Annotated in this window: 21 protein-coding genes; all 21 read left to right on the top strand. The window is 41.3% G+C overall.

Features of this window, described 5'->3' with window-relative positions; genetic code table 11:
* Positions 1-61 precede the first annotated feature (61 nt).
* The 21 genes from AF333_RS28475 (at position 62) to AF333_RS28380 (ending at position 19,318) form a co-directional block, all read left to right on the top strand.
* Positions 62-643: a type 1 glutamine amidotransferase family protein gene (locus tag AF333_RS28475; protein ID WP_043067189.1), complete on the top strand. Its 582-nt coding sequence runs from the start codon at positions 62-64 to the stop codon at positions 641-643.
* A gap of 239 nt (positions 644-882) precedes the next feature.
* The gene (locus AF333_RS28470) at positions 883-1,506 is read left to right on the top strand and encodes a TetR family transcriptional regulator (RefSeq protein WP_043067190.1); all 624 of its coding nucleotides are present in this window, start codon (positions 883-885) and stop codon (positions 1,504-1,506) included.
* Between the two features lie 27 nt (positions 1,507-1,533).
* Complete coding sequence (locus AF333_RS28465) at positions 1,534-2,070, top strand: GNAT family N-acetyltransferase (RefSeq protein ID WP_043067191.1); 537 nt, start codon at positions 1,534-1,536, stop codon at positions 2,068-2,070.
* Positions 2,071-2,462: 392 nt separating this feature from the next.
* Positions 2,463-3,197 (top strand): AzlC family ABC transporter permease, encoded by a 735-nt coding sequence (locus AF333_RS28460; RefSeq protein WP_043067192.1) that lies wholly within the window; start codon positions 2,463-2,465, stop codon positions 3,195-3,197.
* Positions 3,188-3,514, top strand: a complete 327-nt coding sequence (locus tag AF333_RS28455; RefSeq protein WP_043067193.1) for an AzlD domain-containing protein — start codon at positions 3,188-3,190, stop codon at positions 3,512-3,514. Before AF333_RS28460 ends, AF333_RS28455 begins: the two co-directional genes overlap by 10 nt.
* A 153-nt stretch (positions 3,515-3,667) precedes the next feature.
* Entirely contained in the window at positions 3,668-4,624 is a 957-nt protein-coding gene (locus AF333_RS28450) for a PLP-dependent cysteine synthase family protein (protein ID WP_043067194.1), read from the top strand.
* Positions 4,625-4,754: 130 nt separating this feature from the next.
* Entirely contained in the window at positions 4,755-5,780 is a 1,026-nt protein-coding gene (locus AF333_RS28445; protein ID WP_052812193.1) for a serine O-acetyltransferase, read from the top strand.
* Positions 5,781-5,896: 116 nt separating this feature from the next.
* The gene (locus AF333_RS28440; protein ID WP_052812196.1) at positions 5,897-6,622 is read left to right on the top strand and encodes a hypothetical protein; all 726 of its coding nucleotides are present in this window, start codon (positions 5,897-5,899) and stop codon (positions 6,620-6,622) included.
* Positions 6,623-6,858: 236 nt separating this feature from the next.
* On the top strand, positions 6,859-7,839 hold the full coding sequence (locus tag AF333_RS28435; protein WP_043067235.1) for a ketoacyl-ACP synthase III: 981 nt from the start codon (positions 6,859-6,861) through the stop codon (positions 7,837-7,839).
* A gap of 303 nt (positions 7,840-8,142) precedes the next feature.
* Positions 8,143-9,531 (top strand): class II fumarate hydratase, encoded by a 1,389-nt coding sequence (gene fumC, locus AF333_RS28430; protein WP_043067195.1) that lies wholly within the window; start codon positions 8,143-8,145, stop codon positions 9,529-9,531.
* A gap of 36 nt (positions 9,532-9,567) precedes the next feature.
* Complete coding sequence (locus AF333_RS28425) at positions 9,568-9,921, top strand: hypothetical protein (RefSeq protein WP_043067196.1); 354 nt, start codon at positions 9,568-9,570, stop codon at positions 9,919-9,921.
* A 127-nt stretch (positions 9,922-10,048) separates the two neighbouring features.
* Positions 10,049-10,465: a hypothetical protein gene (locus AF333_RS28420; RefSeq protein ID WP_043067197.1), complete on the top strand. Its 417-nt coding sequence runs from the start codon at positions 10,049-10,051 to the stop codon at positions 10,463-10,465.
* A gap of 198 nt (positions 10,466-10,663) precedes the next feature.
* Positions 10,664-11,269: an SCO family protein gene (locus AF333_RS28415; protein WP_052812198.1), complete on the top strand. Its 606-nt coding sequence runs from the start codon at positions 10,664-10,666 to the stop codon at positions 11,267-11,269.
* An 89-nt stretch (positions 11,270-11,358) separates the two neighbouring features.
* Positions 11,359-12,582, top strand: coding sequence for a nitrous oxide reductase family maturation protein NosD (nosD, locus tag AF333_RS28410; RefSeq protein WP_043067198.1), 1,224 nt, complete (start codon positions 11,359-11,361; stop codon positions 12,580-12,582).
* Between the two features lie 23 nt (positions 12,583-12,605).
* Positions 12,606-13,199 (top strand): nitrous oxide reductase accessory protein NosL, encoded by a 594-nt coding sequence (locus AF333_RS28405; RefSeq protein WP_043067199.1) that lies wholly within the window; start codon positions 12,606-12,608, stop codon positions 13,197-13,199.
* Positions 13,199-14,038: an ABC transporter permease gene (locus AF333_RS28400; RefSeq protein WP_043067200.1), complete on the top strand. Its 840-nt coding sequence runs from the start codon at positions 13,199-13,201 to the stop codon at positions 14,036-14,038. Before AF333_RS28405 ends, AF333_RS28400 begins: the two co-directional genes overlap by 1 nt.
* Positions 14,039-14,041: 3 nt before the next feature.
* The gene (locus AF333_RS28395) at positions 14,042-14,728 is read left to right on the top strand and encodes an ABC transporter ATP-binding protein (protein WP_052812200.1); all 687 of its coding nucleotides are present in this window, start codon (positions 14,042-14,044) and stop codon (positions 14,726-14,728) included.
* A gap of 44 nt (positions 14,729-14,772) precedes the next feature.
* The gene (locus AF333_RS28390) at positions 14,773-16,413 is read left to right on the top strand and encodes a copper resistance CopC/CopD family protein (RefSeq protein WP_043067201.1); all 1,641 of its coding nucleotides are present in this window, start codon (positions 14,773-14,775) and stop codon (positions 16,411-16,413) included.
* A gap of 47 nt (positions 16,414-16,460) precedes the next feature.
* Complete coding sequence (locus AF333_RS36440; RefSeq protein ID WP_170206989.1) at positions 16,461-16,619, top strand: hypothetical protein; 159 nt, start codon at positions 16,461-16,463, stop codon at positions 16,617-16,619.
* Between the two features lie 273 nt (positions 16,620-16,892).
* Complete coding sequence (locus AF333_RS28385) at positions 16,893-17,477, top strand: nitroreductase family protein (RefSeq protein ID WP_043067202.1); 585 nt, start codon at positions 16,893-16,895, stop codon at positions 17,475-17,477.
* Between the two features lie 215 nt (positions 17,478-17,692).
* Positions 17,693-19,318: an ABC transporter substrate-binding protein gene (locus AF333_RS28380; RefSeq protein ID WP_043067203.1), complete on the top strand. Its 1,626-nt coding sequence runs from the start codon at positions 17,693-17,695 to the stop codon at positions 19,316-19,318.
* The last annotated feature ends 61 nt before the right edge of the window (positions 19,319-19,379 follow it).

The following is a 19,379-nucleotide window of genomic DNA, read 5'->3' as shown; positions in this document are numbered from 1 at the left end:
ATTGTCAGGGAAGTCATTATATGCTGTTTTTAAAAGAACTTAAGCGAAGGGCGGGATATGTTTGAAGGAAGTGTTGATTTTTATAACTGATGGTTTTGCCGATTGGGAAGCCAGTTATGTTAGTGCAGAATTAAACAAACAGGAAACTCAATATAAAGTTAAAACAATTGCGATTAATGAAGAACCTAAAATTTCGATGGGTGGATTAACCGTGCTCCCGGACTATAGTTTAAAAACGTATTCTTTTGAAACAACATTTGCAATGTTAATTATTCCGGGTGGTACTGGATGGAGAAAAGAAGAAAATCAGTGTGCAAAAGTTCTTGTTGACTTTTGTTTTAGAAATGGTATACCTGTCGCGGCAATTTGTGATGCAACTACTTTCTTAGGGAACAACGGTTTTCTAGAAAATAATAAGCATACAGGTAATTCTTTACCTTATTTGAAAGAGGGAGCGCCTAATTACCGTGGAGATGAAAAGTACGTAGATGCCCAATCTGTTAGTGATGGGAATCTAATAACGGCTAATGGCACAGCTACGCTGGAATTCTCAAAAGATATTTTGGAAAAATTAGAGGTGTTAGAAAATGATAAGTTAAATGACTGGTATCTTTTATTTAAGGAAGGTTATTTTCAAGCATAGATAAGGATGGCAACAGTCAAGCAATGAAATGTAGAATGTTCTGAAAGGTTAAAGAAGCTTGAAAACGACATTGGTGTCGTTTATAATTGCAATATGATTAAAAAACGACACCAGTGTATATTTTATAAACTGAGTAAATCCGCATGATTTTTCGTAGCTATAAGTTCTTTCAGGATGCGGTTACTATATAAATTACACTTGATATTTTGACAGGATAGCGTGGTTGGAAGGAGGAGAGTATGTCTCCAAAAGTAAGTGAGGAGTATAAAAGAGAAAAGAAGAATGAATTACTGCAAGCGGCAAGAAGAGTGTTTATTAGAAATGGGTATACACACACAACGATGCAAGACATTATGGATGAAGCTGGAGTATCAAGAGGGGCGTTATATTCTTACTTTGATAATATTGAGCATGTTTTTATGGAGGTCCTTCAATTTGATGATCAGCAAGATATCCTTCTTTTTGAACCGGATGACCAATCTTCATTGTGGACTCATGTAACCAACTGGATTAAACAGCAGCAAAAAAATATTGAGGCGATCAATCAATCTCTTTTGCTCTCCAAAGCGGAGTTTTTTTTATCATCTAATTACGTACGGAATAAAGAAAATTTCCCTTACATAACAGAACGTTACCAAAGAATAGTAGACGCAATAAAATCGGTTATTCAGAAGGGGATAGAACAAGGAGAGTTTCAACCTCGTTTATCTCCTGAATCCATTGCTCTTTATCTTGTCTCGTTCCTAGATGGTCTAATGTTAAATACGTTTCAGCTAGGTTCAGAGAGAACAAACGTGAATGAGCAGCTTACGGTCTTGCTTTTTTCATTAAAAGAAATGCTTTGTCCGATTGAAGAACAATAACTATGCAATGATAAAGGAGTGCTTTTAATGTTGTTCGAGTCTTCAAGAATGGCGCTTAGAAAAATGACGGAAGAAGATGCAGAACTTTATCATATATGGAGAAATGACTTGGAAGTTATGCAATCAACAAGTCCTTTTTTAGATATATATCATTTCGAAGCGACAAAAGAATTTGTTAATCAAGTTATCCTAGGATCTCATACCTCTAAAAGCTACATGGTGCTTGAGAGGAAGACTGAGACACCAATAGGGGTTACTTCATTAATAAACATCGACTATAAAAATCGTAATGCTGAATGCATTATCGATATTGGAAATAAAAATTATTGGGGAAAGGGATATGGAGCGGAGGCATTAAAGCTGCTGCTGGATTATGCGTTTCTCGAAATGAATCTGCACAGAGTCTCCTTAAGAGTATTTTCCTTTAATCAAAGGGCTATCAAGCTATATGAAAAAGTGGGATTCCAGCATGAGGGAAGGTCCCGGCAAAGCCTGTTTAGAGAAGGAACATGGCATGATGTGATTCATATGGGGATTCTTCAGAATGAATACGTAAAGAGATGATTGCACAGGTAGAGAACATGATAAAAACGGGCAGATTTTATTTTATGCGCTTGACTTCGAGTTTAGAAAAATAGTAGGTTAAAAAACGCTCGTCAGAATATTTTCCACTAATATTCTGACGAGCGTTTTTTTTACCCTTTTGTTTTAAAAAAATTGTTTTACATAATAGCTTGAACATTACCTCTGTATGAATAACTTACTATTATATAGACAAAAGGTAAGAATGTACATTATTTACTAAATTTTTATAAAAATATACTTACAATTATTGTAATTGTTTTAAGTAGGTAGTATAATAACTACTAAATAAAATGGTTTATATTCCTTTTATTGTAACTGTGTGGATGGCTAATAGAGGTGACCTTTATATTATGTTCTGAAGGAGGGGAAAAATGAAGCAGGAGCATGTATCAGCTGAAGCATATGTTGGTACACAACAGGAAGATAGTTTTTTACAAGGTGTAAAGGACTGCTTACCAACCGTATTTGGATATTTAAGCATAGGGTTTGCTGCCGGTGTAATCGAAAGAACGGCTGGTTTAAGTATCCTAGAAATTGTGCTTATGTCTTTGTTTTTGTATGCGGGGTCCGCCCAATTTATTGCCGCAGGTATGCTGGTAGCAGGCGCACCGATATCAGCGATTATTTTAACTATATTTTTTGCTAATCTTCGCTATTTACTGTTAAGTGCTGCGCTGGCCCCTTATTTTCGACATCTTCCTACCTGGAAAAATGCAATTATTGGTTTTCAGTTGACCGATGAGACGTTCGGGGTGGCAGCGAACCATCTTGCGAATAGAACGCTGGCCAACGATCGCTGGATGTTTGGCTTAAATATAACTGCGTATGTTAATTGGCTGATTGCCAATGTCGCAGGTGGAATTTTTGGTCAATGGATCGCCAAACCAGAAGATTATGGACTTGATTTTGCTTTGCCGGCTATGTTTATTGGATTACTTGTTTTGCAAATTTTAAGCCGTGCAAAAATACGGATAGACCTGCTGGTAACCATTAGTGCAATTGCTATTACTGTAGGCGCTAGCTTCCTATTTTCCGGTGGGATAGATATTATTGTAGCTACTGTGCTGGCAGCAACGATAGGAGTGATAATAGAGAAATGGCTATAACATGGCAGGTGTTCTGGGTTATTGTTGGCGGGACGATTGTAACCATCATTCCACGGGTATTTCCACTCGTCGTGTTAAGCAAGCTTAATATTCCTCAATTGGGATTGCGCTGGCTTGCTCACATTCCTGTTGCTATTATGGCAGCTTTGTTAGCCCAAGAATTATTGTTACCAACGAAAGAATTTTCGTATTTTTGGGATAATATAAGACTTCTTGCTGCTCTTCCGGCTTTGCTTGTTGCAGTTATAACTCGCAGCTTGTTAGGAACTGTAGTAGTCGGAATTTTTTCCATGATGGCGTTACGTTGGTTTCTATAAGAGATTGATACAAGCAAGTATATTGATAGTATTCATGTCGCCTAAACAAAGGAAACTGGCAAGATGTTTTTGGAGTAAGTGAGTAATGAAGAGAAAAATAATAGAGGATTTATTAGCTCACTTACTTAAAATATAAAAATTGGAGGCGTTATAATGATTATTGAAAACATTGTTGAATATGTAGGAAATACCCCTATGGTTAAAGTCAACTATGGACAGGATAGCGGGGCCAATGTGTATTTGAAATTGGAAGAGTATAATCCTGGAGCAAGCGTGAAAACACGAATTGCTTTTCAAATGATTTTAGACGCCGAAGAACAAGGAATCCTTACACGGCATTCAGGACAGGTCATTATTGAGCCTACAGGTGGAAATACAGGAATTGGCTTGGCAATTGCTGGAGCTGCGCTTGGATATAAAGTAGTGTTGGTTACTCCAGATAATTATAGCCAAGAGAAAAAGGATGTATTGAGGGCATATGGAGCAAAAGTGATTTTATCTGACCATACCAAAGGAAATGATTCACATGTCCAAAAAGTCAATGAAATGGTCAGTGAAGATGATCAGTATGTTTACTTGAATCAATTTCAAAACCCTTCAAATCCACATGCTCATTTTGTTAAAACAGGCGAAGAGATAATTAATGATTTGTCTCGTGAAAATAAAAAAGTAGATGTGTTTGTTGCGGGAATTGGCAGCGGCGGAACCCTTATTGGTGTAGGGAAAAAGTTAAAGGAAGTTTTTTATGAACTGTCAGTGATCGGTGTGCAGCCAGAAGGTTGTGAAGTCTTAAAGGAAAAGTTTGTCCCACATAAAATCCAGGGAATTGGCGCCGTTTTAACTTCATTTGTCGAGCCGGAATTGATTGATGATGTTTTATCTGTACGATATGAAGAAGCTCTTTACTGGATGAGATATGTAGCGAGAAACATGGGAATTCTTATCGGTATTTCTGCTGGTGCGAACGTTGCAGCGGCGGTAAGACTGGCCAAGCAAATGACAAAAGATAAAAATATTGTAACGATTGCACCTGACAGTGGCAGAAGCTATTTAGATTTATTTGTAGATGAGTCAGAGGCTTCAGCAGAGGAGCCATTTGCAATAGTATAGAATAAGCCCTTTCTTTATACCCTTAGCTTAATTATCCATAGTATAGATGGATAGTATCGTTATTTACCTTATTTCTGAAACGGTTACGAAAAACTGTCTGAGAAGGTGTGAAGGGGTGGGGAAAATAGGAATGAATATTGAAAGCATCTCACTTATTAAAGTTAGCGAAGATATTTTGTCAATAATAAAACAAAATAAACAACCATTGCATGGAAAGCTTAGCTTTGAAAAAGAAGTAATAATAAACACGGCTAAGAATATTCTTGAGGATGCATCATATTTTTCACAAAAAGACCCTGCCGCTGAACAGTCAATCGAATATGTTTATCATTCGTATTCAGCATTTAAGGCCGTTATGTATTATCGGATTTCCCATATGCTTTATAGTATAGGACAGCAGGATGAGCAGCTTTATTACTTAAAATTCCTTGCCAAATCTATATCTGAAAAAGCAAAAGTGGAGACGGGGATTGAAATACATCCCGCTGCAACCATTGGGGTTCCTTTTATTATTGATCATGGAATCGGAACTGTGATTGGAGAAACGACTGAAATAGGTTCCAGATGTTACTTTTTACAAGGAGTTATTCTAGGTTCTGAAGGGATCGGAAATAACGAAAGTGGAAAAAGGCACCCAACTATCGGGGATGATGTAGAAATAGGAGCACATGTAAGAGTGCTGGGACCTATTACAATAGGGGATTGTGTGAAAATTAGTCCTTATTGTGTAATTCGAGATTCGATTCCGACAGGGGCAAAAGTAGTTCTAAATACGGAATACCAACTGAAAATGGAAGGGCAAGGTTCAATTCTAGTGTATGGGGTAGTTGCTACAGATAAAGATACGATTGCTATATATGGAGAGAATTTGAAAGATTTACAAGCTTCTTTTATTTGTTCTTCTGATACAAGACACAGGGTAAGCACACATGTTGTAGAAAACTCTAATCGTGTTCTTAGTATAAAAATAAATGTTTTTGCCGAAATACCTGACAATACCTTTGAGGACAAGAATGCGTTTAAAGATATTAGCTTGGTTTTGAAGAAAAAAGATGATGTTGTGTTAATCATAAATAGGTGTAAAGCAATACAAAAAATTCTGTATCATCAAGTGCAGGAAAAAAATACTGCTATAACTTATGTACATCAAAGATAATAAAGACATGAAGCTACCCCCTTAATTAAAAATGCTTAAAAAACATGCGTTACAGGAGTATAATGGAAAAAACTTCTGAACGCTTTTTTTATTATTTATTTTTAGGGGGAGTAAAGATGATGGACATTTACCAGGAAAGAGCTGTAGCGTTTATTCATCTTATGGAGCTCGATTCCATAATAGATGAATCTGCTGATGACTCTGCTCAAGCTTCTACTATTTTGGCGGCACTCAAATATGTAGAAGAAAATACAGCAGGGAAAAAACATAATGTATGGGGTTCAGAATTGCCAGGGAAACGAATGACCATTTTTTCTAATAGTATAGCGATTTCTTACCCGGTCGAATACGATTCAGGTGCGTTGTATCAATTATTAGTAGACGTATGTCACTTACAGCTCAATTTGTTAGATAGAGGTTTTTTCGTTCGGGGTGGAGTATCTATCGGAAAGCTGTATCATGAGGGCAATATGGTATTCGGGCCGGCCCTGGTAGAAGCTCGTCAACTTGAAGCAAAAGCGGCTAAATATGCGCGCGTTGTTTTATCCCAGGAATTCTATCAAGAGGCGCTTGAATATAGATATGAACCTCATACGATTATAGAAGAAGAAAAATTCCTGTCCCAATTATTATTAAAAGAGAAAAAAGACAATTATTACCTCGATTTTTTCCGGATATCCGAATTTAATACACGTAATGAGGCATTGAATTTTCATAAAAAAATAAAAAAGTTACTAAAGAATCGACTGAAAAATAAGGCATTGCCAAAGAAGGCAAGAAGAAAACTTATTTGGTTTAAGAAATATCTCAAATATGCTAAAGATAAGTATGCATTTGAATGAGTTACATAGTTGAGAGCGATAATTTATCAAAATTAAAAAAGCATATACAGATGTTTTGATGGCATGATTATGGCGCTTTCCTTTGTGGAATATGCTGATGATCATGCCTTTTTCCTTACATAGTTAAGGTGTACGATAATCTAACATATACAGAAAAAAATGTCTAAAAATTAGTACCAAGTACTAATAACTAGTGATAAAATATGCGTAAAAGAAAGTTGAGGTGTAATCTAATGATTAAATCTAAAGCACGAATTACAGCAATTGGTACGTATGTTCCTCATAAGAAGCTATTGAATGCAGACTTAGAAAAAATGGTGGATACGAGCGACGAATGGATTATCCAAAGAACGGGCATGAAGGAAAGACGAATTGCAGGAGACGAAGAATATGCTTCCAACCTAGCCTTTCACGCAATTGAGAATCTGGTGGCAACATATAAAAAAGATCTGCAGGACGTTGATTGCATCATTGTGGCGACGACGACTCCGGATTACGCGTTTCCCAGTGTAGCATGCCAAATACAAAACCATTTCAATATTCCCCATACAGGCGCTTTTGATTTAAATGCTACCTGCGCTGGTTTCACATATGGACTACATTTGGCTAACAATTTGATTACCTCTGAGGCGCATAATAAGATTTTAGTAGTCGCTACGGAGACGCTATCAAAAGTAACTGATTATAGTGACCGAACGACTTGTATTTTGTTCGGGGATGGAGCCGGGGCTGTCTTAGTGGAACGGGATGCGGAAAATCCCAGTTTTATAGCTGCACATATGGGCACCAATGGTGAAGGTGGCGCTCACGTATACAGAACAACCTTCACTACTACGATGGAGGGGAATCCTTTACAAGCGACTGGAAAGATGGTGCAGAACGGAAGAGAAGTATATAAGTGGGCTGCGCGTACTTTACCACTTGGCATACAGGAGCTGCTACATAAAACAGGCTTACAAAAGGATGATATCGACTGGTTTGTACCGCACAGCGCGAACATGAGAATGATTGAATCGATATGCGAAAAGGCCAAATTCCCGATAGAAAAAACACTCACAAGTATGGAGTACATGGGGAACACTTCTTCTGCGTCGATTCCATTAGCCTTACATTTAGGAATACAAAAAGAGAAAGTGAAAAATGGCGACACCCTTTTGCTTTATGGTTTTGGGGGAGGGCTTACACATTTAGGGCTTATTGTAAAATATAATTTGTAGGATTACTTTATGACACCGTTCGATTCTGAACGGTGTTTTTTGTTGTAGACCTGAGAGAAAGAAGGTATTTAATTGACAATAATAATCAATATCATTATAATTTTAATTGAAAATAATTATCATTAGATGGTGTTTTGAAAACGTGAATACATATAGAGTAATCAATCAACCTACAGCAGTATCGGCTCGGTTGCCGTTAAACTGCAAGAACGTATTAATTTGTTTGTGCAAATTTATATATTCACAGTGATATGTGGAAAATAATTAATATGGTTTTTGAATCATGTTAAAGGAGGATGCACTATGGAATTCAGAACAGAGAGGGATACGCTGGGAGAAATCAAAGTACCGGCGGATAAACTATGGGGAGCTCAAACGCAGCGTAGCAGCCAGAACTTTAAAATCGGCACGGAAAAAATTCCCCAAGAGGTAATCCGCGCCTTTGCTATTTTAAAGAAAAGTGCAGCAAAAACAAATCAGCAGCTCGGTAAACTGGAGGAAGATAAGGCAAAGGCGATTGTCCAGGCGGCAGATGAAATTCTGGAGGGCAAGTGGAATGAGCACTTCCCACTTGTAGTCTGGCAGACAGGAAGCGGTACCCAGTTGAATATGAATGTGAATGAAGTGATTGCCCATCGTGCCAATCAACTACTTGAGCAAAGCGGCAGTAAACATCGCATTCACCCTAATGATGACGTCAACAAATCGCAAAGCTCAAACGATACGTTTCCTACGGCCATGCATATAGCCGGGGTATTTGCCGTTGAAGATCAAGTACTTCCGGCTCTGTGCCAACTAAAGGACGTACTTCATCAAAAATCTGAGAAATTTAAAGATATTATTAAAATCGGACGCACACACCTGCAGGATGCTACTCCGTTAACGCTGGGACAGGAGGTAAGCGGCTGGCACCGGATGCTGGAAAAAAGCGAGAAAATGATTAAGGAAAGCGTCCAATCCATGAAGGAGCTTGCTATCGGTGGAACAGCCGTAGGCACCGGTATTAACGCTCATCCTAAATTCGGTGAGATGGTAGCCGCAGAAATTAGCAGGTTTACAGACAAAACGTTTGTTTCTGCTCCGAATAAATTTCATGCTCTGACGAGTCACGACGAAATCGTATATGCACACGGGGCCTTGAAAGCTCTTGCGGCTGATTTGATGAAAATCGCCAATGACGTACGTTGGTTGGCGAGTGGACCACGCACTGGAATTGGAGAAATCACCATTCCTGCCAACGAACCGGGAAGCTCTATTATGCCGGGGAAGGTTAATCCGACACAAAGCGAAGCGATGACGATGGTGGTCTGCCAGGTAATGGGGAATGATGCTACGATCGGGTTTGCTGCCAGCCAGGGGAATTTTGAATTGAATGTTTTCAAGCCTGTCATTATTTATAATTTCCTGCAGTCTGCAAGATTGCTTGCGGATGTGATGGTTTCCTTTAATGAACATTGCGCGGTTGGTATAGAGCCGAACCTTGAAATAATTAAGCATAACTTGAATCGGTCGCTTATGCTTGTTACGGCGTTGAATCCTCATATCGGCTATGAGAATGCGGCTGCTATCGCGAAGCTGGCCCACAAGGAAGGGCTAACGCTCAAAGAAGCCGCCATTAAAACAAACCTGCTTATGGAAGAACAATTTGACCAGATTGTACGGCCTGAGAATATGATCCATCCTAGTGAATAAGAAGATGCTTGAGTAATACGAGAGGAAGTGAGCGTTTTGTGGCAGACTTTACCCATTTCTAAAGAATTGTACGGTTTTTTGCCTGAATCGAACTGGCATGAAGCCTGGACAGCTACTGCAATGATTGTAGAAACGGAGCATAAGCTAGAAATCCATGCAGATATTCATGTGTACTATGTGAAAAACAAGGAGGAATTCGAGCTCCTTCTGGAAGCGATTCGTCATCTGGCCGGTATCAAAAAAGAAGAAATGGCAAAGGAAAGCTGCATGATTCATTTCCGTTGCAAAGGCATCTCGACGTTTACGCTTGATGACTCCATGTCGGTTCAGTATCATTCCGGTGGAGATATACTTGTCGATACGGAATTCTCTGAAGAGCTGGTATCGTAATGATTTAATGATTGGGACTCCCCTCTGGATAAGAAGGGGAGTCTTTTAGCTAATCAGCCCGTTTGATTTGTGATACATTTATGTGGTAAAAAAAGGGGGGGGTATTCAGCTGAAGGGGAAGTGGAGTGTGCAAAAAATAAGCCTTGCTTTGTTCATTGCTTTATTGATCATATATACAGGAGCATGCAGCCAGAAATCAGTAGTACAAAAAATAACACAGTTTAGGGGAGAGGGAAAAGAGTGGTCTGCAACTTACATATATGACCCAGAATTATATAATGATAAGAAAGTAAACTGGATTGAATTAACGTACAAAGGATCGGATATGCCCGAATTAGAAGATATTGATATACAGCTGAAAACACGTGATATTATTGCCACTGGAAATGTAGGTGATATGGAAACGAAACGAATTAGTAAAAAAATGATAGCGTTTCTCGTTGGTACTATGAACAATCAAACATATCAAAATGATACATATAGATTAAAAATTACATGCAACGGGAAGCAAGAAGAGGTCTTATATTTACGAACGAAGGAATAAGTATAATTGTTTTGCTGCTTTTTACCCCCATTCCATATCTGGAATGGGGGTATGCTCATTTCATGAATCAATCGTACCTTGCTTTTTTTCTGCTATTAATCCTATTTATTCATAAATTTGCCATATATATCACACAAGTTGCACACAACAATTTATTAACATTTATATTGTGGATAACGAAAATACAAGGAGTCATATATGGTACATAAGTTAATACGTAACCGGTTTGCTATTATTGCTTCTTTGCTAATCATCACTGTCATTGTTGTCATTGTTTATCAATTCATGTGGGGTTCGAGGCAGTTACCTGTAATCGACAAAGCACCGTCCTTTACGATGTCAGACATGTACGGGAAACCAGTATCCTTACAAGAATCGGATGGAAAGGTACGCCTTGTCTCATTTCATTACACACGTTGTCCAGATATTTGCCAGGCAACGAATTTGAATATTATCCGTATCCAGCAGAAATTAAAGGAAGAGGGGGTGCTTGGTAATAAAACACAGCTATTGACCATTACATTCGATCCGAAAAATGACACGGAAGAAGTGCTGCAGCGCTATACGGCAGAAAGGAACATTCAACCGGAGGGCTGGAGATTCCTGCGCGGTACGCCGGAACAAACAAAGGAAGTGCTTGATGGGTTTAAGGTGTATGTAGAGGATTCAGGAAATGGGTTCCTCACTCACTCCAACGAGCTATTTTTGCTTGACGGTCAGGAGAATATACGTGCGATTTACAAAATGGGTGATCAAATGGACAATGAGCAAATTTTCAAGGATATGAAGGCATTACTACAGTAATGGTATCGTCATATTCCTTTCGAAATCTTTTCACAGTTCTTACACCACTTGTAACTATAATAGAACGAAGCAAGCTCAGGCGTACGATTATGGAGGGGGTTTTTATAGAAAGAGTTATCGTTCTTTTATTGTTTTCTTTTTTTACAGCCATGTCGTATGCGCATGCAGAACAAGAAGTATCAATCGAACAGCTCATTACACAGGCCAAGCCTAGACAGACAGTAATCGTTCCCTCTGGTATTTATAAAGGTCCACTTACGATTGACAAGCCTGTTATCTTACAGGCGAAACCAGGCGCCATTCTCGAAGGGAATGGTATGGGGAGTGTACTAACCATTACGGCGAATGGAGTCACGGTAGAAGGGTTGACTATCCGAAATAGCGGGCAGGATGTAACCGCGCATGACGCAGGTATTCTGATTCAGGGAAACGATACGATTGTACGAAATAACAACATTCAAGACACGCTGTTCGGCATTCATCTGGACCGAAGCTCTGCTTGTCTGGTATCGGATAATTTTATTCAGGGGGATAAAGAAGCTCCAGTTGCACGACGAGGAAACGGAATTCAAATTACAGCAGGCGGAAAGCACACGATTGAACGCAACCGGCTTACTGAAGTCCAGGATGGCGTGTATTTTGACCAAACGGTTCGCAATACAGTAAAGCAAAATACGGTACAGAATTCCCGCTATGGTTACCATGTGATGTTCTCGGATGATAACCGCATCGTGTCCAATGTGACAGAGGACAGTGTAATCGGTGCGATGATTATGTCAGCAAGAGGGATCGAAGTTCAGGATAACATTTTCCGTGATCAGCTGGATGTGCAAGGATGTGGCTTGTTTCTATATGATGTGCAGAATGGTCTCGTCAAAGGAAACAAGCTGCTCAATAATACAACGGGTATTACGATGGACACGGTTCAAGACACGCTCCTTCAAAAAAATCTGGTCGCTTATAACGCGATGGGAGTTAAGCGCGAAGGGGAAATAGAAGCCACTCATCTAACCGAGAATGCCTTCATCGCTAATGTGCGTCAGATCGGTGGTGGTACGAATTGGTCAACTGAAGTATGGAGCCGACAAGCACACGGCAACTACTGGGACGATTACAGAGGATGGGACTTCAATAAGGATGGGGTTGGGGACGGTGCTTACCGTATGGCCGACGATATGCTCAAAGCATTTGAGGACAACCCCTTGCTTGGTATTTTTTATGCCGGTCCCCTGCATCAATTGATGGATCAGATCGCGTCTGCTTATCCTGTGGTCGATGAATATCCGCTTATGAATGTTCCATTTACAGAATAAAACAAAGAGGAGAAGTGAATAGCATGTTAGAGAAGAGAAAAGGATTATGGGTAATTACCGGAATGATATTTTGTTTGCTGGTGCTTGCAGCCTGCGGCAAGAAGGAAAGTATACAGCCCCAGCCTATTGATGAAGCAGTGGATACGTGCGCTCAATGCCATATGGCCATTAAAAATAACGGATATGCGGCTCAATACGTAACAGCAGACGGAAAAAGCGTTAAATTCGACGATATAGGTTGCCTGCATAAGTATGTAGGGGAACATAAAGAAGAAAATATTGCGGAAAGCTTTGTACAGGACAGCGGAACGAAAGAATGGGTAACACTGAAAGACGCTACATATGTAGATGCGATGAATGTGTCGACGCCGATGGGATATGGTGTGCATGCGTTTAAAGATAAAGCGGCTGCGGAGAAGTTCATTCAGGAAAAAGGAACAGGGAAAGTTATGACATATGAGCAATTGCAACAACACGAGTGGAAGATGGACAAGAGCAAAATGATGCCGCATGAAGGTATGCAGCATGGAGATATGAAACATGACGCGAAGCAGGACCATGGCGGACAGCATGGTGATAGCAAGCAGCACGAAGAAATGAAAGGCGAGCATAAGTAATGAGGCGAATTGGCATTCGTCAGGTGAAGGCTGTGGTCGGATACGAGTGGCAAATGATGCTGCGAAGTCGCTGGCTCGCGGCCTTTGCCGCCTTATTTGCCATATTGGGCGTGTTTTTATCTTATTGGAATCATGCGTTGTTCTCAAGCACGGGAGCGAGCGGGATGACCCGGCAATCCATGATGCTGTTGAATATGGTGCTTCAGCTTGCACCGCTTATGGGAGTATTGCTCTCATCTCTTTCGCTTTCTGGTGAGCGGAGCGACGGAATGACCCGACTGTTACATACGTATCCGCTAACAGAGACTCAGTACGTAATCGGAAAGTTCTTGGGTCTGTTTCTAGCGTTAATATGCGCTGTATTGGCAGGAACGATGATTGCGTATGTCAGCCTGGCGGTTTTTGGACAAGGCGGTTCCTTGCAGGCCATAGGAGCATTGCTGCTTACAAGCATTCCGTTGCTTTCTGCCTTTTCTTCCTTAGGCTTATGGTTGGGAAGCAGGGTAAGAAGTAGGCTGAATGCGATAGCGGGCAGCCTTTTTTTGTGGTTTTTCCTAGTGTATATCTACGGCATGGGCGTAATGGCTGCATTGCCGATTCTGCCTCGTACGATGCAAGAGGGTGCACTGGCGATACTGCTGACGCTTAACCCGGTAGAAGCTGTGCGTATTGGTGCGGTCTTTTGGCAGGGACAAGGATACATATATGGCCCCACTTTTTATTACTGGGAGCAGGCTATTCGTTCTCCAGTAGGGATGATTGGCAGCGTAGTGCTTGTTATCCTGTACAGCATGATTCCTTTGCTCTTTGCGATGCGAAAACTGAGAAAAGGGGAGTAACATATGATACAACTGGAGGAAGTAAGCAAAACATATGGCAATCATACAGCTCTCTATCCTTTTTCCGCAACGATTCAACCTGGAACGTGTCTAGCGCTATGCGGTGGCAATGGCGCGGGAAAAAGCACATTGCTATCTATATTGGCAGGGATTGTCCGTCCTGATAAAGGACGGATAGTCGGAGTGGAGAAGCAATGTATTGGGTATATGCCGGATGCTTTGCATATTCCTGCGGGAGTTAGCGCACGTCGTTGGTTAGTATATTTGGCGCAGTTGAGAGGAACGAAAAAAAATAGAGTAGAAGAGGTTTTAGATAGGGTGGGATTGACAGATGCCGCCGGAAGGGAGCCATCCTCCTATTCACGCGGCATGATGCAGCGTCTTTTGTTTGCCCAGATGATACTAGGTGAGCCGGATATCCTGTTGATGGATGAACCAGGAAATGGACTGGACCCTTTCTGGGTGGAAGAATGGAAACACTGGATCGAAACATATCGCAAAAGGGGTGCAACGATTATTTTTTCCTCCCATTTGTTGCACGATGTACTGGCGGTCTCTGAACGAATTTTACTCATGCATAACGGGCGGTTACTGAAGGATGAACCGGCAGAGGCGTGGCGTAGCGATGTACGTTCTCCTGAACAGCGTTTCCTCGATCTTACGAAAAGTACACCTATATTGGACGAGTAAGACGAAGCAGGTAAGATAAGGATACAAGGAGCAAGGAGCAGACTATGGTTACAGTAAGAAAAGAAAAAAATAGAATGGCACTTATTTTTTTGCTTTTGTTAGGTATTACAGTGTGGTCGCTAATCCCCTTTCATGTAAAGGCTCAAAATATATCAGGGACCACAACAGTTCAACAGGAGCAAACAGGGGAAGGAAAAGCGTACAAGCTGCTTAAGACGACGCCGGAAGACGGTGCGATTCTATCGGCTACACCTAAGGAAGTGCGGTTGACGTTTGCACAACCGACAGAAATAGAATATGCCTCCATTTTTGATAATCGAAACAAGGAGTACAGTACAGGAAAGCTCAAAACAGATCCGAAAGACCCACGTCAAATTATTTTGACGACCGCCAAAGAGCTACCACCAGGAACATATGGAGTCGAATGGGTTTTGAGGACAGCTCCTTCTGCTAATAAGAAGGACCCGAATGCAAAGCTACGCGGACAGATTTATTTTGCCATTCAATCGCTTTCCCCTACACCAAAGGGTGGGGGTGCGGGGCTGGTTGAACAATTAAGCGCGGAAACACTTCCGAATTGGGCTGTCTTTTGGGGGATGGCTGTCTCGTTCGGTGGGACATTCTTCGTACGATATATTGCTCGGGGAAAAGAATATCATAAGCGCTGGCAGTACTGGCAAATTCCTATTTATTTTCTCACCTCAACGGCTGCACTGGTGTTGTTTTTGGTGCGAAATGCTGCAATACCTGAGGTGACACCTGTTGAATTGGCTTCACTTCGTATCGGATGGGTACCGCTAGTACAATTTTTTATGTTTGCACTTATTTTTGGAATTACGTATACGAGATGGACGCTTCCATTTCTCGGCATTGCATTGATGTTGAATGTAATTGTTGGACGCTCTTATACAGTCGAATATGGCGGATGGATGGCGATGCTAATGAACGGGATTCATCTATTCGCACTATCCATCTGGTTGGGCGGCATCTTTGCATTGTTAGTATTAGCTCCAAAAGAGGGTAAATGGAAATGGTTTAAGGAAAAAGGAGTGGAATTCTCACGTTGGGCCATGATTAGCATCGTATTGCTTATTCTGACAGGTATTGCGATGACAGTCGATTATGCACCGACCTGGGATGAGTTTATTCGTAGCGTGTGGGGTATTTCAATTCTAGTAAAAGCAGGTCTTGTCATCTTGATTGTGCTACTCGGTTGCCTACAGGTACGATATGTGAGGAAAGGGACAGAAAAGGGAGCCGGTTGGTTTGCCCGCAAAATCAGGTGGGAACTCTGGCTTGGGGCAACCGCTTTGCTTATAGCTGGGGCGCTTGTCAATTTTGTGCCTGCTGTTTCGAAAGTCGATAACGCACCGGTTCAGGTAACGAAGCAAGGAATTACTGTATACGCGACCATCTCACCGTTCGTATCAGGTTTTAATGATGTGAAGATTCATTTTGATAGGGATACTCCAGAGTTCAAGGAAGTATATGTGCGGTTCTCAGAACTGACAGGATACAATGTAGTAAACAGAGCGTTTGCCCTTGGAAAAGGAAGCTATGTAGTCTCAGGTGATCAGATGCGTTCACCGAGCTCTACCTATGTAAATGTAGAAGCAGTTACCCTGGACGGACAGAGAATTGTTTTTACGTTTCCGCCACGGGGTACTGCCTGGTGTGATATATAAAGTAAAACATCACACCTGCTGATGATCCATAGATTGGAAGGGATAAGATGCACGCATCGGCGTGTTTTCTCATCTTTTTCTTGCAAGGAAGAGATATGGCCGCTTTGTTGCGTCAAGGCCGGACCGACAAAATATCCGGGTTTTTCGGGTACGGGAGACAGTTGCCGATCGATTTCGTCCTTGGCGCCACACGCTCCACACGATAAAGAAAACTTAGCTGGTGCCGCAGGCAACAGCTCTAGCTGCCCTTATGCAGCTCTGTAGAAAAACAAGGGGGGACGCACGACGTACGCGTCCTTCTTTTCTATCCATCTACGGATATCAAGGGTGTTGATTGTTCAAAGAGGGAAAGACCACCACAACGGGATACAAACAAGGCTTTTTCTAATTGATACTAGCAGCGGATAATAAAAAATGTTATTATGATAATGATTATCATTATCTTTATTTCAAATAGCAGTAATAGGAGGAGATATGCTGTGGTTTCATCGCTTGAATCGATAATAACTTCGAGAAGAACCGTTCGCAAAACAAAAAGCTCTCCCATTCCTTTGGAAATTATTGAAGATATTTTGGAGAAGGCTGCCTATGCCCCATTTCATAGCGAGGTCGAGCCATGGTCTGTAAAAATAGCATCTACAGAGGAAGAAAAACAATATTTCTTGGATTGTATCCTGCGAAGCTATGATCGGACTGGAGTGTTCGCTTCTTATTCAGAGGAGCAAGTGGAAAAGGTAAAGGCCGCTTATAAAGAGTACCTTTCATCAACACCTGTTACGATGATTGTTGCAACAGATGTATTTCAGGATGAGAAGAAAGACTTTGAATCCATCGGAGCAACATGCTCATTTATCCAAAATATTCAATTGCTATCATGGGAGAAGAATATAGGGACGGTGTGGCGTACGAATCCGTATATTTTTGACCCCGTGTTTGCGAAAGATATTGGCATACCGCCTTCAAAAAAGGTGATAGGGTCTGTTCACTTAGGCTATCCCGAACAAGTACCGAAGGCGAAAGAGAGAAGACCTGTTCATGAGTGGATGACACGTATAGCCCCGTAATAAAAAGTACGGTAATAAAATAAGTAGAGAAATCTCTTTTGGTGCAATGAGAGAGGATCAGAAGAATAGAACAGGCTTATTTTGTAGCACCGTTCAAAGTTTGAACGGTGCTTTTTGTCTTTAAGTTGCTTTTTCAATCCAGAGAAATTGCCGGAAAAGGCTGAAGAGCGTTCCTGTTGGTGTTATACAGAATCGGATAAGGACGGTGAAGGACGATGATTCACAATGAATCCGTTAAGGAGGAAGACGCCGATTTTTTGTTGGATGACGTGTTGTTTAAGCTTCGGGATATAGAGCTTGTCAAAGGGGACTGTGACTGGCGGATCGAACAACAGTTTACTATCTCGCACGTGTTGCTGGTGGTGATAAACGGACAAGGCCGATTATCGATTGGTACGCATGATTACCGATTGCGGCCAGACACTGTATATGTATGTTCTCCCAAGCAGACTTTTGGATCCGTGGTGGAGCAATCGGATGAAATGCAGATGTTTCTACTCAAGTTCGATGCAGTTGGGGAAGCAAGGCAGGGAGAGAAGCCCTTATTTCCATTGGTTGGGGAGGTTCCGATCCATTCTACAGGCCAGATTGCTTTTATGTGTGAGGCGATTTACAGTCAGAGATACAGTCAGGATGGGCTGGAACGTTTCCGGAGTCAGGTTACGTTTCAGGAATTACTCTATTGCATCTTGAAAAACAGTCGCTTGATACCAAAGGATTCACAAACGGCACTCGAACGTACAAAAGAATATATGGAAGAGCATTATAACGACAATGTAACAATCGATCAGCTAGCCCGTATGACGGAAATCAGTCCTAAGTATTTTGTAGACTTGTTTAAAAAAACGTACGGTATAAGTGCAATCGATTATTTGACCGAATTACGGATAAACCGGGCCAAACAATTTATGGCGCAGACCAATGTCAAGCTACAGGATGTTGCCCGACAAGTCGGCTATAACGACCCGTTTTATTTCAGCCGTAAGTTCAAGAAGGAAGTCGGCGTATCTCCTACGGTATATATGAAAAGCCGTCGTCGCAAGATTGCTGCTTATGAACCTTCGGTTATCGGTCAATTACTCGCACTCAAGATTATCCCGTATGCTGCGCCGCTTCACCCAAAATGGACAGCCCATTATCATAGAATATACCGTAACGATATTCCTGTACATCTTAGTGCTTATCGTCAAAACCAACACTGGGAGAACAATATTGAAACGCTTCTTCACGCCCGCCCAGATGTTGTGATTAGTGCGAGTGAATTAGCTATCAGAGAGAAAGAGAGACTGGAGAAGGTTGCGCCTGTCTTTTACGTTCCATGGACAGAGAGGAATTGGCGAGAGCACTTACAGCTCACAGCCGAGTTTTTAGGGCAATCGGAAGAAGCAGAGCACTGGCTTACAAGCTATGACCGAAAAGTGAAGATAGCCAGAGAACAGTTAAAGCGTAAGGTGCAGGACGATACTTTCCTCATTGTGCGTATTTTGAAGCAGAATCTGTATGCTTACAGTAATCGGAGTATGGCCGAAGTGGTCTATCATGATTTGCAGCTATCCCCTGCACATCCTTCCGACCAGCCTGTCTACAATCAACGGATAACGCTTGAACAGTTAGCCAGTTTCGATGCCGATCATCTTCTATTAACGGTTTGCCAGGAGACGGAAACGCTGGAATATTGGAAAACGCTGCAATACTCGATGCTGTGGCAGGAGTTAAAGGCAGTCCGGAATAATCGGGTCCATCTGATTTCGTCGGATCCGTGGTATGAATACTCCGCCTCTGCCCACGAACGCATCGTCGATGAACTAGTAAGAATTTTTTCTGGAAATTATCCAAAATGATTCTGGATATTCTCCATGGTTAGAAAAAGGAGAACGTTCTATAATCAATAATGATAATTGT

Origin of the sequence: Aneurinibacillus migulanus (assembly GCF_001274715.1) — a bacterium.
Lineage (GTDB): Bacteria > Bacillota > Bacilli > Aneurinibacillales > Aneurinibacillaceae > Aneurinibacillus > Aneurinibacillus migulanus.
The sequence above is the reverse complement of the archived record's forward strand: the minus strand, read 5'-3'. Positions and strand labels throughout refer to the sequence as shown.

Bases quoted from the DNA above. Each gene is read 5' to 3' on its own strand.
- AF333_RS28400 (WP_043067200.1), top strand. From the start codon at position 13,199: ATGAGGCGAATTGGCATTCGTCAGGTGAAGGCTGTGGTCGGATACGAG.
- AF333_RS28395 (WP_052812200.1), top strand. From the start codon at position 14,042: ATGATACAACTGGAGGAAGTAAGCAAAACATATGGCAATCATACAGCT.
- AF333_RS28380 (WP_043067203.1), top strand. From the start codon at position 17,693: ATGATTCACAATGAATCCGTTAAGGAGGAAGACGCCGATTTTTTGTTG.
- AF333_RS28465 (WP_043067191.1), top strand. From the start codon at position 1,534: ATGTTGTTCGAGTCTTCAAGAATGGCGCTTAGAAAAATGACGGAAGAA.
- AF333_RS28470 (WP_043067190.1), top strand. From the start codon at position 883: ATGTCTCCAAAAGTAAGTGAGGAGTATAAAAGAGAAAAGAAGAATGAA.
- AF333_RS28445 (WP_052812193.1), top strand. From the start codon at position 4,755: ATGAATATTGAAAGCATCTCACTTATTAAAGTTAGCGAAGATATTTTG.
- AF333_RS28390 (WP_043067201.1), top strand. From the start codon at position 14,773: ATGGTTACAGTAAGAAAAGAAAAAAATAGAATGGCACTTATTTTTTTG.
- AF333_RS28415 (WP_052812198.1), top strand. From the start codon at position 10,664: ATGGTACATAAGTTAATACGTAACCGGTTTGCTATTATTGCTTCTTTG.
- AF333_RS28405 (WP_043067199.1), top strand. From the start codon at position 12,606: ATGTTAGAGAAGAGAAAAGGATTATGGGTAATTACCGGAATGATATTT.
- nosD (WP_043067198.1), top strand. From the start codon at position 11,359: ATGGAGGGGGTTTTTATAGAAAGAGTTATCGTTCTTTTATTGTTTTCT.
- fumC (WP_043067195.1), top strand. From the start codon at position 8,143: ATGGAATTCAGAACAGAGAGGGATACGCTGGGAGAAATCAAAGTACCG.
- AF333_RS28460 (WP_043067192.1), top strand. From the start codon at position 2,463: ATGAAGCAGGAGCATGTATCAGCTGAAGCATATGTTGGTACACAACAG.
- AF333_RS28450 (WP_043067194.1), top strand. From the start codon at position 3,668: ATGATTATTGAAAACATTGTTGAATATGTAGGAAATACCCCTATGGTT.
- AF333_RS36440 (WP_170206989.1), top strand. From the start codon at position 16,461: ATGCACGCATCGGCGTGTTTTCTCATCTTTTTCTTGCAAGGAAGAGAT.
- AF333_RS28455 (WP_043067193.1), top strand. From the start codon at position 3,188: ATGGCTATAACATGGCAGGTGTTCTGGGTTATTGTTGGCGGGACGATT.
- AF333_RS28440 (WP_052812196.1), top strand. From the start codon at position 5,897: ATGATGGACATTTACCAGGAAAGAGCTGTAGCGTTTATTCATCTTATG.